12 protein-coding genes are annotated in these 15252 nt (G+C 71.5%); 7 read left to right on the top strand and 5 right to left on the bottom strand.

Going from position 1 to position 15252, the window contains the following annotated elements; genetic code table 11:
• Positions 1-28 precede the first annotated feature (28 nt).
• The gene (locus WH85_RS11860; RefSeq protein ID WP_045741857.1) at positions 29-829 is read left to right on the top strand and encodes an SAM-dependent methyltransferase; all 801 of its coding nucleotides are present in this window, start codon (positions 29-31) and stop codon (positions 827-829) included.
• A 45-nt stretch (positions 830-874) separates the two neighbouring features.
• On the opposite strand, the gene WH85_RS11855 is transcribed toward WH85_RS11860, so the two are convergent.
• Positions 875-1540 carry a DUF2306 domain-containing protein gene (locus tag WH85_RS11855; protein WP_045741856.1) on the bottom strand — a complete coding sequence of 222 codons (666 nt, stop codon included), beginning with the start codon at positions 1538-1540 and terminating at the stop codon, positions 875-877.
• A 1174-nt stretch (positions 1541-2714) separates the two neighbouring features.
• On the opposite strand from WH85_RS11855, the gene WH85_RS11850 reads away from it, so the two are divergent.
• From WH85_RS11850 to WH85_RS11840, 3 genes are all read left to right on the top strand, one after another.
• Complete coding sequence (locus tag WH85_RS11850) at positions 2715-5606, top strand: FtsX-like permease family protein (RefSeq protein WP_157410945.1); 2892 nt, start codon at positions 2715-2717, stop codon at positions 5604-5606.
• Positions 5607-5678: 72 nt separating this feature from the next.
• A complete protein-coding gene (locus tag WH85_RS11845) occupies positions 5679-6506 on the top strand; it encodes an ATP-binding cassette domain-containing protein (RefSeq protein ID WP_063775493.1) in 828 nt (275 codons plus the stop codon).
• Positions 6503-7189, top strand: coding sequence for an ATP-binding cassette domain-containing protein (locus tag WH85_RS11840; protein WP_045741854.1), 687 nt, complete (start codon positions 6503-6505; stop codon positions 7187-7189). The genes WH85_RS11845 and WH85_RS11840 overlap by 4 nt, the downstream gene beginning before the upstream one ends.
• On the opposite strand, the gene WH85_RS11835 is transcribed toward WH85_RS11840, so the two are convergent.
• A complete protein-coding gene (locus WH85_RS11835; protein ID WP_045741853.1) occupies positions 7177-8241 on the bottom strand; it encodes a spore photoproduct lyase family protein in 1065 nt (354 codons plus the stop codon). The genes WH85_RS11840 and WH85_RS11835 overlap by 13 nt on opposite strands.
• A 96-nt stretch (positions 8242-8337) precedes the next feature.
• Between WH85_RS11835 and WH85_RS46910 the strand changes: the two genes are divergently transcribed.
• Positions 8338-10599 (top strand): putative bifunctional diguanylate cyclase/phosphodiesterase, encoded by a 2262-nt coding sequence (locus WH85_RS46910; RefSeq protein ID WP_052720342.1) that lies wholly within the window; start codon positions 8338-8340, stop codon positions 10597-10599.
• 18 nt (positions 10600-10617) lie between these two features.
• Here the strand turns inward: WH85_RS46910 and WH85_RS11825 are convergent, their stop codons facing one another.
• Together WH85_RS11825 and WH85_RS11820 are read right to left on the bottom strand one after the other, a co-directional pair.
• On the bottom strand, positions 10618-11424 hold the full coding sequence (locus tag WH85_RS11825; RefSeq protein ID WP_045741852.1) for a patatin-like phospholipase family protein: 807 nt from the start codon (positions 11422-11424) through the stop codon (positions 10618-10620).
• A 9-nt stretch (positions 11425-11433) separates the two neighbouring features.
• Positions 11434-12075 carry a TetR/AcrR family transcriptional regulator gene (locus tag WH85_RS11820; protein WP_045741851.1) on the bottom strand — a complete coding sequence of 214 codons (642 nt, stop codon included), beginning with the start codon at positions 12073-12075 and terminating at the stop codon, positions 11434-11436.
• A gap of 127 nt (positions 12076-12202) precedes the next feature.
• On the opposite strand from WH85_RS11820, the gene WH85_RS11815 reads away from it, so the two are divergent.
• A complete protein-coding gene (locus WH85_RS11815; RefSeq protein WP_211275343.1) occupies positions 12203-13090 on the top strand; it encodes an alpha/beta fold hydrolase in 888 nt (295 codons plus the stop codon).
• A 47-nt stretch (positions 13091-13137) separates the two neighbouring features.
• Here WH85_RS11815 and WH85_RS11810 read toward each other — a convergent pair whose 3' ends face one another.
• Positions 13138-14127, bottom strand: a complete 990-nt coding sequence (locus WH85_RS11810; protein WP_045741850.1) for an acyl-CoA dehydrogenase family protein — start codon at positions 14125-14127, stop codon at positions 13138-13140.
• Positions 14128-14218: 91 nt separating this feature from the next.
• On the opposite strand from WH85_RS11810, the gene WH85_RS11805 reads away from it, so the two are divergent.
• A complete protein-coding gene (locus WH85_RS11805; protein ID WP_045741849.1) occupies positions 14219-15109 on the top strand; it encodes an AraC family transcriptional regulator in 891 nt (296 codons plus the stop codon).
• Positions 15110-15252: the final 143 nt, after the last annotated feature.

Below are 15252 nucleotides of genomic sequence, written 5' to 3'. Positions count from 1 at the left end.
GGTCGATGATCCTATTAGGATCTGCCGCGTGACGCTCGAGAAGTTCGACACCGGAGCCGCTCACCCGGCCCGCCGATACAACTACTGGCTGGGTGGCAAGGACAACTTCGCGGCCGACCGCGAGTCCGGCGACCTGCTGGCCAAGTCCTACCCCGCGGCGCGCATCGCGGCCCGCGCCAACCGGGCCTTCCTGCAGCGCGCCGTCGGTCACCTGGCGCGTGAGGTGGGCATCCGGCAGTTCCTCGACATCGGCACCGGCCTGCCCACCGCCGACAACACCCACGAGGTGGCACAGCGGATCGCCCCGCAGAGCCGGATCGTCTACGTCGACAACGACCCGATGGTGATGGCCCACGCCCGGGCCCTGCTCACCAGCGCACCCGAGGGTGAGACCCGCTACCTCGAGGAAGACCTGCGTGACCCCGAGCGCATCCTCTCCTCCCTGGAGATCCTCGACCTGACCCAGCCGGTCGGCCTGATCCTGGTCGCGGTCATCCACTTCCTGCCCTCGCAGGAGCAGGCAACCGGCATCGTCCGCACCCTGCTCGACGCGCTGCCCGCCGGCAGCCACCTGGTCATGACGTGCGCCACCACCGACTTCCTCACCCCCGAACTCAAGGCGAACTGGGACGAGTCCCTGCGCACCGGCCGCTCGGACGTGCACCCGCGCGGCCGTGCCGAGTTCGCGCAGTTCTTCACCGGCCTCGAACTGATCGACCCGGGCATCGTGGCGCTGAGCGAGTGGCGCCCCGACCCCGCCGCTGACGAGAACCCCGCACCGGTGGACGCCTCGTTGTTCGGAGCGGTGGCCCGCAAGCCGGTGGGATAAATTGCGCTGCATGCGGTGCCGTCCTGTCGATCCGTCCCGTCGTTGTCATTCCGGCCGCCCCGGGCGATCCGCGACGAGGGCTGGTCGTCGACGACGGCGGGACCTGCTGATCAGGACCTCGGCCAGGATCAGGTTGACGATCCAGCCCAGGGTCTGACCGAGTGGAATCATCGAGACCGCCCGGTCGCCGATGCTGTCCGGGGCGACACGCCCGAACGGCACCTGCGACAACAACAGCAGCGGGACCACGATGCGTGCGGTGACCGCGAGGAACGTCAGCGCATAGTTGCGCATCACCCACTCCCGGTGCTCGAGGAACTGGCGGCGGCGGGCCGACCGGTAGGCGAGGACACCGGTGACGAGCCAGAGCAGGGACGCGAGGGTGAGGCTGACCTGCGTGAGCGGCCGTCCCGACCACAGCGCGACCGGAATGCCGGTCACGCCGAACGCCACCACGCCGACGATCAGATAGGTCCGCCCGATCACCCGGTGCAGCCGGCGCCGGGCGCGGACCCGGTCGACGAACTGCAGTGGGCCGATGATGAGCGCCACCGACGCGGTGATGACGTGTGCGACCAGGGTGTAGTAGTGCACGTCGTCACGAACCGCGATGCGGCTGTCGCCGATGTCGAGACTCAGGTAGGGAACGCTGAGCACCGCGGCCACGGCGACCGCAACGACGAACATCAGCCATGCCGGTTGTCTCTGCATGCGGCCGAGCCTGCCGGATTCGTCGGCGTTCCGCGTCAGCCTATGAACGTAGTTGTCGTACGCAGATTTTCGTACGCGCCCTACGCATCTGAACGGATTCGCCCGCGCCGCCCGAACGTCACGATGGCGGGCATGAATCGAACCACACGTGCCGTGACCGTGTCCGGCCTGGTCCTCGGGGCGGCCGGCAGCAGTGCCGTGGGCGGCCGGAGTCTCGTTTCCCGTCGTGGTGCCACGCGGCGTCGTGAGCCTGTCGTCCGGTGCCTTCTGCCGGGCCAGGCTCTGGACTATGAACGGGTGGTGGTCCCGGGCGCAATGGAGTGCACGGCGGTGTGCGGATGTGCGGTCAGTTGTTCCGAGAGCGCGGCGCTGTGTGCGCACGCGGTGGTCGTGCCGGTGGCGGGTTCGGTATCAGAGGGCGGGGAGGGGCATGGTGACAGCGCCGGGGGTGATGATCCGGGGCGAGGTGGGCCATTCGGGGTTGCCGGCTCGGGGGAGGAAACCGGCGGCACCGGGGCTGGCGCACGGATCTCCTCGCCGGACGCGACCGGCTGATTCATCAGGACGGCCGCGAGCATGGGCGTGGCGCCGGCGAGCACTGCCAGCGCCGGGGGCCATGAGCCTCGGCGAGGTCGCCCTCCACCGGACTGGGGAGGATCCGTTTCGGCCACCGTGTGCTCCCTGACGGACGTCGGTCGGTGCTGTGGGCGTGGCGTGGCGGGGCTGGGCTGGGCTGGGCGATCACCACGGTGGGCGTGCGCGGCGGTCGGCCGGTCGATATGCGCCCGGGTGTGATGGCGGAACACCGAAACGGTCAACGACGAAGGGGATCCGCGGTTACGGGCCGGCGCATTGGCGAACGCGATGGTGGGGCGCCGAAGCCGGATTGCGGGGCCGGCCTACTGGTCACCGCCGGGAATCCGGTTCACCGGAACGTCCCTCCGGTCGATGGGCGAATCGATGGGCGAATCGTGAGAGATGGGCGGTGGGGTGTCCGGGGTGAAGGCCATTGACCTTGGAAAACGGCCCTCGTGACAGGGCAGCGCGCCGGAGTCTGGTGTCGTAGCCTCGGTGCACCGCGCGAAGGAATCGGCATCGGCGCATGTCGGGATGGTCGTGGACGGGGTGGACGGTCGCTTGTGGATCGATGAGCTGAGGAGGGGGAGTGGCGTCCGTGAAGTCGTGGGTCCTTGACCGGCTCGTGCTGGCCGCGCTCCTCGGCGGGTTGCGCCAGCGGTCCTGGTCGGTGCTCATCGTGGCGGCGTTCGCTGTCGTCGCGGCCGCGGGGGCGGCGCCGGGCATGTTCGCGGAGGCTTCCGGGAACGCGGCCTTCCAAGCTCGGCGGGATCAGACTCCGGCGTCGGCACAGCAGAACGACGCGGCGGTGGTGCGGGTGTCGGCGAACGTCGGGCCGCGCAGCCTGGACCAGGTGCCCGTGACGAACGATCTGCGACAGGTGCCGCACCTGACCGAGCCGGATCTCACCGGCGGGTCGATCGGCGCGGAGCTGGTGCGGCCGCAGTTCTGGAGTTCCACGGTCGGTGTGGCCGGGCAGTCCAGGGCGGGCGGCGGGAACGACGCCACGGGATCGGGTGGGACTGACGGTGTCACCGGACGCGGCGGAGCGGAGCGGGCGCGACTGTTCGCGGTCGAGGCGCCCGCGGAAGACCTGGTGGCGGTGGGACCGACCGCGGATGGCCGGCCGCGGGCCGGGGACGATGCGGCGCGGGGCGGGTTGTGGCTGCCGCAGCCGGTGGCCGAGTCGCTGGGAGTCCGAGCCGGGGACGAGATCGTCGTCGCTGTGACGCGGGGGACGGACGGCGAGGCGCAGCGGGTGACGGCGACGGTCGACGGCATCTTTGCGGTGGACGCCGGTGGGCGGCTGCCCGCGGATCCGGTGGGCCGGCATCAGTGGGCGTTGCGGCGCAGTGACGTGCCGGGGGACACCGAGTACCGGACCCTGCCGTCGTACCTGCTGGTCGGTGACGTGGCCACGGTGGAGCGGCTGGCCGAGGCGGTCGGTGACCAGCTGTTCTGGTCGGCCGAGTCGGAGCTGGCGCCCGGGGTGACGCTGGCCGAGGCTCGTCGAACCGCGGACCGGGTCGAGGCCCTCCGGCGGCGATATGCGACCGACCTGTTCTCCGAGAACGACGATCCGCTCGCGCTGCGGTTCGCCAGTGGCATCCAGCGGATCGCGGACGACGCCACGGGGACCACCGATGCGGTACGGCAGCGGACCCGGCCGGTCGAATGGGCGGCCGTCGCGGTGGGCCTCGCGTCGGTGCTGGCCGTGGCCCTGCTGTCGGCGAGGCGACGGGAGCGGGAACTGCGGCACGCCGTGGCGGTGGGCATGTCCGCGCCTCGGATCGGTGGACTGTGGCTGCTGGAGCACCTGCTCCCGGCGGTTCTGGGCGCGGTGACCGGGTGGCTCGTCGCGTGGCAGCTCGTGGAGCGGCTGGGGCCGCCGGGACGGATCACCGCATCGTTGCAGCCGGCGGCGTTGTCCGGTGGTGGCGCGGTGCTGGCCGGGCTGGCGCTGGTGGCCGGGGTCGGGGCGGTGGCGGCGGCACGGCGGGTACGACCGGCCCCGCCCGCGACCGCTCGGCGCGCGCTGCCGTGGGGAACGATGGTGGTGGCCGTGGCACTGGTCGCGGCCGGCGGCCTGGTGAGCGCGAGTGGCCCGGCCGACGGCACCAGGGGAGTCGATCTGCTCGTACCCCTGCTGGTTCTGTGTTCGGTGGGGGTGATCGGCGGATGGCTGCCGACCAGGCTTGCCCACCGCCGGGCCGGGGCGACGCCGCCGGCGGGTCGGACCCGGGTGGTCTTCTGGCTGACCCGGCGGCGCCTGGGGGCGGGTGGCACCGAACGTCGGCTTGCCGTCCTGGTGGTGACCGCCGGGCTGGGGATGTTGCTGTTCGCGCTGTCGGCGGTGCATGCGACGCGGATGTCGGCTCAGGACCGGGTGGCGGTGGCTGCGGGCGCCGAAGCGGTGGCGACGATCGAGGGCTCGTGGGTGCTCGACGCCGATGCGATTCCGGTGCCCGTGCCGGACCCGGCGGATCCGGCTTCGGTTGCCGAGCCGGTGCCGGGAGTGCGCACGCCGTCGCTGCCGCCGGGCAACACGGTGGTCTGGCTGGCCGACGTCACGACGCCGCTCGACGACTACCAGAAGGATCTCCTGATCGTCGATCCGGCCCGGTTCGGGGAGGTCGCGCTCTGGGGGAACGGCCCGGAACTCGCGGCGGCCCGGGCGGCACTGACGGAACTGGCCGCACGGCCCGCGGCCGATGACGGCAGCCCGCGGGCGATCGTCGTGGCCGATCCGGCTGCGGCGCGGGTTCCGACGGTACGGATGATGGCCGGCCCGCAGATCCAGGACCTGGAGGTGGCGTCGCGGGTCGACGCGTTCCCGGGTATGCGGGGGCGGGCGATGTACGTGGTCGCCGCCGACCCGATGTTCACCCGGCTCGGCGCCGAGGACCCCCGGCTGCGGCCGCGGACCCGGCAACCGCAGGGCATGCTGTTCCTGCGGACCTTCCTGTGGAACTCGTCCGGGCGTGCGGGCGCGCAGGCGATCACCGACGCGCACGGCACCGTCCCGGAACGCATCGACACCGCGGACCAGTTGCGGCAGGACGCGGCCTACGTTGCCACCGGGCGGGCGCGTGGCTACCAGGTGGCGATCGCCGGATACCTGGCGCTGGTGGCGTTGCTGACCTTGGGCATCTATGCGCAGCGTACGGCCGCGGCGCGCCGGCCGGCGGACCTGATGCTCGCCCGGGCCGGGCTCGGGCGGCGCGGAGTCGGACGGGCCCGGGCACTCGAGTTCGTGCTGCTGGCCGCGGTCGCGTTCGCCGCGGCCGTGGCCGGGGTCGCCGCCCTGACGCCCCTGGGCGCGCGGTTGCTGGACGACCAGCCGGGGTTGCTGCCCGCGTACACGCTGGAGATCTCGGCGAACGGCCTGGCTGTCACCGCGATCGTCGCGGTGGTGGCGACGCTGCTGGCGATCGGGCTGACCACGGTGCGGTCGGCGAGTTCCGAGGAGGACGCCTACCGTGACGACTGAGATGCCGTCCGTGATGGTGGGGACGTCGTTCGTGGTGACGGAGGTGCCGTCCATGATGGTGGGGAGGCTGTCGTGACTACGGGGCCGGCGTTGCTGGAGGGGCGTGACCTGCTCCAGCTGTATGCCGCGCCCACCGGGCCCACCCAGGCGCTGCGGGGCGTGGACGTGACCGTGTCCGGTGGGCGGATCAGCGCTGTCACCGGACCGTCCGGCAGTGGCAAGTCGACCCTGTTGGCGTTGCTCGCGCTGCGGGAACGGCCGGCCGGCGGTGAACTGCGGCATCGGGGGCGGCTGGTGTCCGCGCTGTCGCGGCGGGAACTGCACCGGCTGCGGCGGACCGAGGTCGGGTGGGTGGCGCAGCGGCCTACGCACAGTCTGTTCCCGCAGCTGGACGCTCGGGGGCAGATCGAGCAGATGGCCCGGTTGCGGGGTGTGAGGTGTGACGTCGCTGCGGCGCTGGACGAGGTCGAGTTGGGGGCGCGGTCCGGTACCCGGCCGGCGCTGATGTCCGGTGGGGAGCAGCAACGGCTGGCGGTGGCTGCGGCCGGTGTCGGGGCGCCCGCGCTGCTGGTGGCCGACGAACCTACGGCGGAGTTGGACGACGAGTCGGCGGCGCTGGTGTTGCGGCTGCTGCGGGCGCGGGCGGTGCAGGGCAGCGCGGTGGTGCTGGCCACCCACGACGCGCGGGCGATGGCCGCGGCGGACACCGTCCTGCGGTTGCGCCACGGGGTGTTGTCGGGGGAGCACAGCGCCGGTCAGCACCAGCGGACCATGGCCGTCGACGGGCTGGGACGGTTGCAGTTGCCGGAGGAGGCGTTGGCACTGTTCCCCGAGGGGCGAGTCGTCGTCACGGTCCAGGACGGACATGTCGAGCTGCATCCCGCGGAGAAGGCGCCGTGATCCGGGTCGAGGGGGTCAGCCATGTGCGGGGGCGGACCAGGGTTCTTCAGGACATCGACCTGGAACTACCTGTCGCGACCCTCGCGGTTCTCGCCGGCCGCTCCGGGTCGGGAAAGTCGACGCTGTGCCATCTGATCGCCGGGGTGATGGCGCCGTCGCAGGGGCGGGTGCTGTTCCGGGGGCGGCCCCTGCGCGGCACACCGCCGTGGGTGGACATCTCCCTGCTGCCGCAACGTCTCGCCCTGGAACCCGACCTCACTGTTGCGGAGAACGTGCTTCTCCCGATCGGCCTGCGGAAGCAGAGAATCGACGATCGGGAGTCCGGGCACCGGGGTGCGGGGTTGCTGGAGCGGCTGGGGCTGGCCGGGATCGCCGGCCGCCGAGTGCGCGAGACGTCGCTGGGGGAGCAGCAGCGTGCCGCACTGGGCCGGGCGCTCGTCCTGGGCCCGGCCGTGGCGGTGCTCGACGAACCCACCGCTCATCAGGACGACGACCACGTGCACCTGGTTCTCGCAGCGCTGGCCGCGGCGGTCGACGACGGCACCCTGGTGGTGGTCGCCAGCCACGACCAGCGGGTGATCGAGACCGCCGGCATGGTGACACGGATGCGGTCCGGACGTATCGACGAGGCCGGTGGCCACGAGAGGAGAGGCGCGGACGATGCCGGTGATCAGAAGGCGTAGCGCACTCGGCAGTACGGCGTACGTTCGCCGATCAGGCCGACGAGGGCCGCTACGTAACCACCTTTCTCCCCGGTCCGGTACCGCACGTTCCACGAACCGTTCTCCGACCGTTTCGGCTGTTGCAGATCGGGACGCCAGATCAACTCCTCGGCTTTCGGATGCCAGCCGAGATTGACCTCGTGCAGGTCCCGGTTGTGGGTCAGGAAGATGACCTCCGCGGCCAGCTGCTCCTTGGCCGCCGCGCCGATGCCCGCGTCGAGCTGGTCCAGCAGTTCGGCCCAGTCCGCCAGCCAGCCGTCCCGGACCACGACCGGGCTGAAGTTGACGTGCACCTCGTATCCCGCGGCCACGAAGTCGTCGATCGCGGCGATCCGGGCGGCGACCGGCGTGGTGCGGATGTCCAGGATCTTCGCGTCGCGGGCCGGCATCAGCGAGAACCGGATCCGGGTGCGTCCCCGCGGGTCCCAGTCCAGCATCTGCGGGTTGACGTGTTTGGTGGCGAACGATGCTTTCGCCGCCGGCATCCAGCGGAACATCTCCACCAGGTCGCGCACGTTGTCGCTGATCAGGGCGTCGACGCTGCAGTCCGAGTTCTCGCCGATGTCGTAGACCCAGGAGTGCGGGTCGCAGGCGTTCGGTGTCGTCTTCACCCCTTGGCGGGCGGCGTGCCGCCGCACGTACCCGCTGATCCGGTCGATGTTCGCGAACACCGTGACCGGGTTGCTGTATCCCTTGTGCCGGGGCACGTAGCAGTAGGCACACGCCATCGCGCACCCGTTGGCCGTCGACGGTGCGATGAAGTCGGCGGACCGGCCGTTGGGGCGGGCCGTCAACGTCTTCTTCACGCCGAGGACCAGGGCTTCCCGTTTGATGCGCACCCAGCGGTTCACGTTCGTCTCGTCGCCGTACAGTTCCGGGATCCGCTGGTGGCTCTCCACCTCGACCCGGGTCGCTTCCGGGAACCGGGCCAGGACCTCCTTGCCGCGGGGCAGTTCCGCCGCCGCCGGCTCGACGTAGATGCGGCGGATGTCCAGCAGCTCGGAGGAGGTCATGACCTAACTTACGATTCCCGGCACGGCACGCGCCGAACCGCCACGACCAGTGGCTCAGTCTCCGCCGGGTGATGCCGATGTCAGGGTGTGGCGCGTGTGAAGTCGACCGGTGACCGCGTCGCGAACGCGGCGGTCGCCGGCACCGGCCTGATGCTCGCCGCCTTCCTCGTGTTCTACCTGGGCAGCTGGGGTGACGACGAGACCCGGCAGTACCTCACCGACCTGATCCACGTGCCGATCTCGCTGGTGTTCACGCTGCTCGCGCTGCGGGTCGTCGTGCACGGCGGCCGGACCGTGCAGGCGCGCCGGGCCTGGGTCCTGATCACGGCCGCGTTCTTCTGCCGGTTCGCGTCGCAGGTGTCGTGGTTCGTCGAGGACGCCATGATGCACCGCACCGCCTATCCCGCGTACGCCGACTACTGGATGATCCTCTATGTCCCGCTGATGTTCGTCGGCCTGCTGCTGATGCCCGCGGCCCGGCGGTCGCGGATCGACCGGATCAAGTTGACGCTCGACGCGCTCATCGTGGCGGCCGGCACGTTCATGGTGTTGTGGTATCTGCTGCTCGGGCCGATCTTCGTCAGCCGGAACGTGCCGATCGGGCAGGTCGCCTACTCCGCGGCCCTGCCGATGGGTGATCTGCTGTTGGTGCTGGCCCTGGCGATGCTGTTGATGCGGCGTACCGGCAGCGGTGATCCGGCGATCGTGATGCTCGCCGGGGCGGTGGCGATGTTCGTCATCGCCGATGTCGGTTACGGATATCTGCAGCTGCACGTCGGGTTCGCCGGCGGTTCGTGGCCGGACCTGTTCTGGCTCGGCGGCGGTTTCCTGATGGTGCTGGCCGCGCATCGCACCTACTGGTCGGGCCGGGGCGCCCCGGATCAGAACGGCCGGTCCGCCCGGGTGAACTGGCTGCCCTACGGCGCCATCGCCCTGGCCTACGGCATTCTCGGCTATCTGGCCCGTGAGCAGGGCATGTACCCGCTCGGCGGCATGATCATCGGGGCGATCCTGATGACCGCGCTGGTTATCGCCCGGCAGATGTACGTGCTCCGGGAGAACCAGGATCTCGCGGTCACCGATCCGCTAACCGGCCTGCCCAACCGTGCTCTGATCAACACCCGGATCGCGGCGCTGGCGGCGCAGCCGGCCCGCAGCGGCCGCTGCCACGCGGTGATGCTCATCGATCTGGACAAGTTCAAGCCCATCAACGATGTGTACGGGCACGAAGCCGGTGACGCGGTCCTCGAGGCGGCCGCGGTCACGTTGCGGACCGCGATCCGTGCCGGGGACACGGCCGGCCGTCTCGGCGGTGACGAGTTCGCCGTGATCCTGCGGGATCTGCCGGACCGGGGCGCCGTGGAGCGGGTGGCGCAGCGCCTGGTCGGGGCGTTGCGGACGCCGATCGTCTTCGGCGAGGTGGTGCTCTGCGTGGAGGCGAGCATCGGTGTCGCGATCCACGACGCGCTGCATCCGGTCAGCCCCGACCTGCTGCTGCGGCAGGCGGACCTGGCCATGTACACGGCGAAGCGGTCCGGCCGGTCGCGCTATCAGGTCTACACGCCGGACCTGGATCCGGGCGGGCGGGCCGCCGAGTTGCGTAGCGCCATCGAGAACGGCGACCTGATCGTGCACTACCAGCCGGTGGTGGCGCTGGGCAGCGGCGAGACGACAGCCGTCGAGGCCCTGGTCCGCTGGGAGCATCGGGAGCGGGGACTGCTGCCGCCGGCCGATTTCCTGGACCTGGCCGAGGAGACCGGGGTGATCGTGCCGCTCGGCGAGTGGATGCTGCGCGAGTCCTGCCGGCAGGCCGCCGAGTGGCACGACCGGATTCCGGCGGCGGCGCACCTCGACCTGAGTGTCAACCTGTCGGCGCAGCAGGTGATGCAGGAGGGCCTGCCCGGTGTGGTCGCCGCGATCCTCGACGACACCGGGTTCCCCGCCGAGCGGCTGATCCTGGAGATCACCGAGGGGGTGGTGCTCGACGCCGACGACAAGCTCGTCACCCGGCTCGAGGAACTGCGGGATTCCGGGGTACGCATCGCCGTCGACGATTTCGGCACCGGCTACTCCGCGCTGGGCTGCCTGCGCCGTCTCCCGATCGGCATCCTCAAGATCGACGGATCGTTGACGGCCGGGCTGCCCGGTGACGCGACGGCGCGACAGCTCGCCGAGGCGGTCATCCGGCTCGGGCAGATCTTCGCGATGGAGGTGGTCGCCGAGGGCATCGAGACGGCCGAGCAGGCGCGCACCCTGCGGGACCTGGGGTGCGAGCGGGGCCAGGGGTTCCACCTGTATCACCCGATGCCGGCGGCGTACGCGGTCGAGGCCCTGGGGGAACACGCGGGACGGCGCTGACGCGTACCCCGCAGGGTGTCAGCGGTCGCGATGCCAGGCGCGACGCGCCTCCGCCTCCGCGACCAGCGCCCGCAGCAGCGGCAGTGCCCTGGTCGCCGCGTCCCGGCCGGCCTGCTCGAATTCGGGGATGCGGGACAGTTCCCAGAAGGCGTATTCGTCGACCTCCGGGTTGAGCACCAGGTCGGCGTCCTCCTCGAGGCGGTCGCCGCCACCGGGCTGCAGGGTGCTCACCGCGACCATGATGTGGATCAGCGTGTTCGGCGGGCGGCGCGGCAGCGGGCCGGACACGTCGACGGCGACCACGATGTCCGCGCCCATCTCCCGGGCCAGCGCCGCCGGGACCATGGTGACCAGCCCGCCGTCGACGAGCAGGTGCCCTTCCCGGTCGACCGGCGGGAAGACGCCGGGGATCGCCGCGCTGGCCAGGACCGCGCTGGCCACCGGTCCTTCGCGCATCACGACCTCACGGCCGGTGGTCAGGTCGCAGGCGACCGCGGCGAACGGGCGTTCGAGTTCCTCGAAGGTCAGGCTGCTCAACGTGTCGTCCAGGAACACCGCCAGTTTCGACGTCTCGAACAGCGCCTTGCGGGTGAGCCCGGGACGGATCAGCCGCGCCCAGCGCAGCGTCTGCGCCAGTTTGGCGATCTCCGACGGGCTGCGGCCGCTGGCGTAGAGCGCGCCGACCAGGGCACCGGCGCTCGTGCCGGTGATCACCGCGGGTTCCAGGCCGGCCCGGTCGAGCACGTCGAGCACCCCGATGTGGGCGGCGCCGCGCACGGCCCCGCCGCCCAGTGCGAGCCCGATCCGGATCGGCCGTTCCTCCATCACCCCAGGCTAGGCGACGGGAGACGTGTCTTCGCCGGGTGGGGAGGGGCGCAGTGACCGGCGGAGCAGGTCGATCAGGTTCTCGGCGGCCGCCGCGGTGTCGAACGCCGGGTCGGCCAGGTTCTCCGAGACGATGCCGTCCAGGGCGCCGTTCACGATCACCGCGGTGACCGCCGGGTCGACGTCACGCCGGTAGTCGCCCGCGTCGCGGCCCGCGGCGATCAGCGCCGCCACCGACGCCTGCCGGCCGGGGGCGTGCGGGGTGTCCTCGACCTCGGCGTCCTCACTGATCGCCTCGACGATCATGCGGGTGTGCGCCGGGTGGTCGCGCAGGTGACCGACGAGCGACCGGATGTAGGCCTCCAGCGCCGCCGCGCCGGTCCGCGTGCCGATCGCCGCGCCGATGTGGCCGGTCAGGGCCTCGATCACCGAGTCGTAGGCGGCCCGCACCACGGCGTCCTTGGACGGGAAGTGGTAGAGCACCGCCGCCTTGGAGATGCCCGCCGCCTCCGCGATCCGGGCCAGCGAGGTTCCGCTGTAGTGATGCCGGGCGATCAGGTCGACGGTCACGCCGATCAGTTGGGCGCGGCGGGCCTGTTCGGTCAGGGTGAGCGCTTTGGCGGGCGTTTTGGCGGGCGTTTTGGCGGGCACCGCACCACCGTACCGATGACCGTGCGGTTGAAGAATCTACCAGCCGGTCAGTATTCTGACCGCATGGTAAGGAAGCTTCTGCTCGGAGCCGCCGCCGCAGTCGTGACCCTGGCGTCGGTCACCGCCTATGCCCTCCGCGACCCGTCCCCGGTCGGCTACTTCACCTCGACCGAAGCCCAGGACCGGTTCCTCGCCGCCTACCGCGCTGCGACGGCCGACCTGCCCACCCCCGGACCGCACCCTCGACATCCGCACCGGCTACGGCATCGTGCGCGTCTACCACTTCGCCGGCGCCGGCGGCGATCCGCTGCTCCTGCTCCCCGGCCGGGCCTCCGCCTCACCGGTCTGGGCCGACAACCTGCCGTCCCTGCTGCGCCTGCGCGACGTCTACACCGTCGACCTGCTCGGCGAACCCGGCCTCAGCATCCAGCAGCGCCCCATTCGTACCGATGATGACCATGCGCAATGGCTGCACGAAGTCCTCCAGGCACTGCCGGAACCACGGATCCACCTGTTCGGCCTGTCGTTCGGCGGGTGGACCGCGATGAACCTGGCCCTGCACCGCCCCGAGAAGGTGGCCGGCCTCATCCTGCTCGACCCGATCCTCACCTTCGCCAACCTGTCAGCCGGTGCCGTGCTGCGATCAATCCCGGTCAGCGTGCGCTGGGCACCCGAGTCCTGGCGGGAGGACTTCGCGAGTTGGACGGCGAACGACGCCCCGGTGGCGGACGTCCCGGTCGCGGACATGATCGAGCAGGGGCTCCAGGCGTACACGATGAAGCTCTCGGCACCCACCCGGCCGGACCCGGACCGCCTGGCCGGGCTGCGCGTGCCCACCCTGGTCCTGATGGCCGGCCGGTCCCGGATGCACGACGCGGACGCGGCAGCGGCGCATGCCACCCGGACGCTGACCGCGGCCACCGTGAAGACCTACCCGCAGGCCTCACACGCGATCAACGGCGAGTACCCGGCGGAGATCGCCGCCGACGTCGCGACCTTCCTCCAGGCGCGGTGAGGCGGTCCCTCTGCGAACCCATTGCCGGGGTACGCCGTGAGCACCGTTCAGACCAGGGCGGTCCCGTACTTCTCCACCGCCAGGTACGGGTTGAGATGCGGGTGGCGACTCGCCACCGCGACGTCCCGCCAGAACCGCTGCACCGGATTGTCCAGGGCGAACCCGCCCGCCCCGTGCAGATCGAGCAGCAGGTCGACCGCGGCCCGGCAGTCGCGCCCCACGGCCGCCTGATCCATGTGCCAGCGCGGCAGATCGGCGGACGGGACCTCGCCGTCGGCGTCCACCGCCGCCGCGATGGCGAACGCGGCCCGTTCGGCCCGCTCGATCAGGTGGGTCGCCTCGGCCAGCCAGTGCCGGGCGCCCGCCGACTCACCCATCGACGCGTACGCGGTCATGAACGGCTTACGCCCCGACGCGAACATCGTGTGCGTGACGTCCAGCGCACCGCGGGCCGCACCGATCACCGGACCGATGACGGTCAGCGCGAACAGCATCACGTCGTCCACGCTGAACGGCCGGAACCCGGTGACGAACCGGGCCGGCACCCGCACGCCGTCGGCCACCAGGGTGTGGCTGCCGGTGGCCCGCATGCCGGCCGTCCGCCAGGTCCGGTCGACCGTCAGATCCGCGACCGCGACGTTCGCGAAGTGCGGCACGCCGTCGATCATCAACGCGAGACCCGCCCAGGTGGCGTCCTCACAGCCGGACACGTTCGGCCACGCCCCGGTGATCAGCACGTCGTCGCCGTCGCGGACGCCGGTGCCCCGGTCCGGACGTCCGGATCCGCAGAACAGGGCGTCCGGATCGGCGAACAACTCCTCCTGCTCCGCGGCACCGGCCAACCTCCGGGCCAGCACCCTCGACACCACGCCGACGCCGGCCACCCAGGAGGCCGACGGATCCGTACGACCGATCTCGATCTGCCGGTCGAGGATCGACCGCGCGGTGGTACCGGGCGCTCCCAGCGCGAAGTCCCCGGCCTTGCGCAGCGCCTCGACCGTCTCCGGCGCGAGCCGGTCCTGCTCGTCGTTAAACATGATCTTCACTCAACCGCGCGGATGTGCCGGAGACCATGCGCCGGTGGACCGCGGACATACGCGTGTGTGCGCCGCGACTAGATTCCCCTGCGTGGACGTGATCAGCGAGGCGGTCGAGGCACTCCGGATCGGGCGCGCCTACGGTCGGCGGATCGAGACACCCGTCCAGCAGGCCGGACGCTTCGCCGGGTTCGAAGGCGTCGGCTTCCATGTGATCCTTCGCGGTCACGGCTGGCTGATCTCCGAGGAGCTGCCGCCGCTGGCGGTCGGACCGGGCGACATCGCGCTCGCACCGTACGGCGCACCACACGGCTTCGCCACGGAGCCGGTGCCGCTGGCGACCCTGCCGCTAGCGACGATGGGCCCGCAGCGCCCGCCGGACGGGCCGGTCGACATGGAGTTCATCTGCGGCGCCTACCGCCTGGACGACGGCGGAACGGTCCACCCCTACCTGCGGTCCCTGCCCGCGGTGGTGACCGTGACACCGGACGGCCGCCTCGCCGCGCTGGTCGAGGTCCTGGCCGCGGAGATGGACACCCCGCGCACCGGCACCGAGGTCACCCGGCCGGCGGTGGTCGACCTGATGCTCATCCACGTGCTGCGCCTCTGGAACGAGCGCGCCCCGGAACCCTCCTGGCCGGCCCTCGCCGACCCGGGGATAGCGGCGGCGCTGCGCTCGATCCACGAGAGCCCGCAGGAGCAGTGGACGGTCGCCGAGCTCAGCCGGGCCGCAGGGCTGTCCCGGACGGCCTTCACCCGCCGGTTCACCACCCTGGTCGGCACCCCGCCGATGACGTACCTGATCAGCCGCCGCCTGACCCGGGGCGCCCAGCTCCTGCGGGAGTCCGACGCGCCGCTGTCCGCGGTGGCGCGCCGGGTGGGGTACGCGTCGGAGTTCGCGTTCGCGGGCGCGTTCCGCCGTGAGTTCGGGATGGCGCCAGGACGCTTCCGGCGGGCTCTGCATGCCCCGGACGGCCGCTGACCCCCCGATTTGGCGTTGCGGGGTTGAGGCTGTAATGTTTTCCGAGCCGCCAGGGAGACGGGCGAGCGAACGGGACCTGAAGTCGAGGGCTCGGAGCGGCCGTCCTGGGGGAAACCCAAGAAATAGTCACGGTGAATCATCGT

Origin of the sequence: Actinoplanes rectilineatus (assembly GCF_000962825.1) — a bacterium.
In the GTDB taxonomy this organism is placed as follows: Bacteria; Actinomycetota; Actinomycetes; order Mycobacteriales; family Micromonosporaceae; genus Actinoplanes; species Actinoplanes rectilineatus.
Note: the sequence above shows the minus strand (reverse complement) of the source record. Positions and strands in the feature narration are given on the sequence as shown.

Excerpts from the sequence above, each read along its gene's own strand:
- WH85_RS11855 (WP_045741856.1), bottom strand. The coding sequence starts at position 1,540 with ATGCAGAGACAACCGGCATGGCTGATGTTCGTCGTTGCGGTCGCCGTG.
- WH85_RS11835 (WP_045741853.1), bottom strand. The coding sequence starts at position 8,241 with ATGACCTCCTCCGAGCTGCTGGACATCCGCCGCATCTACGTCGAGCCG.
- WH85_RS11825 (WP_045741852.1), bottom strand. The coding sequence starts at position 11,424 with ATGGAGGAACGGCCGATCCGGATCGGGCTCGCACTGGGCGGCGGGGCC.
- WH85_RS11815 (WP_211275343.1), top strand. The coding sequence starts at position 12,203 with ATGCCCTCCGCGACCCGTCCCCGGTCGGCTACTTCACCTCGACCGAAG.
- WH85_RS11810 (WP_045741850.1), bottom strand. The coding sequence starts at position 14,127 with ATGTTTAACGACGAGCAGGACCGGCTCGCGCCGGAGACGGTCGAGGCG.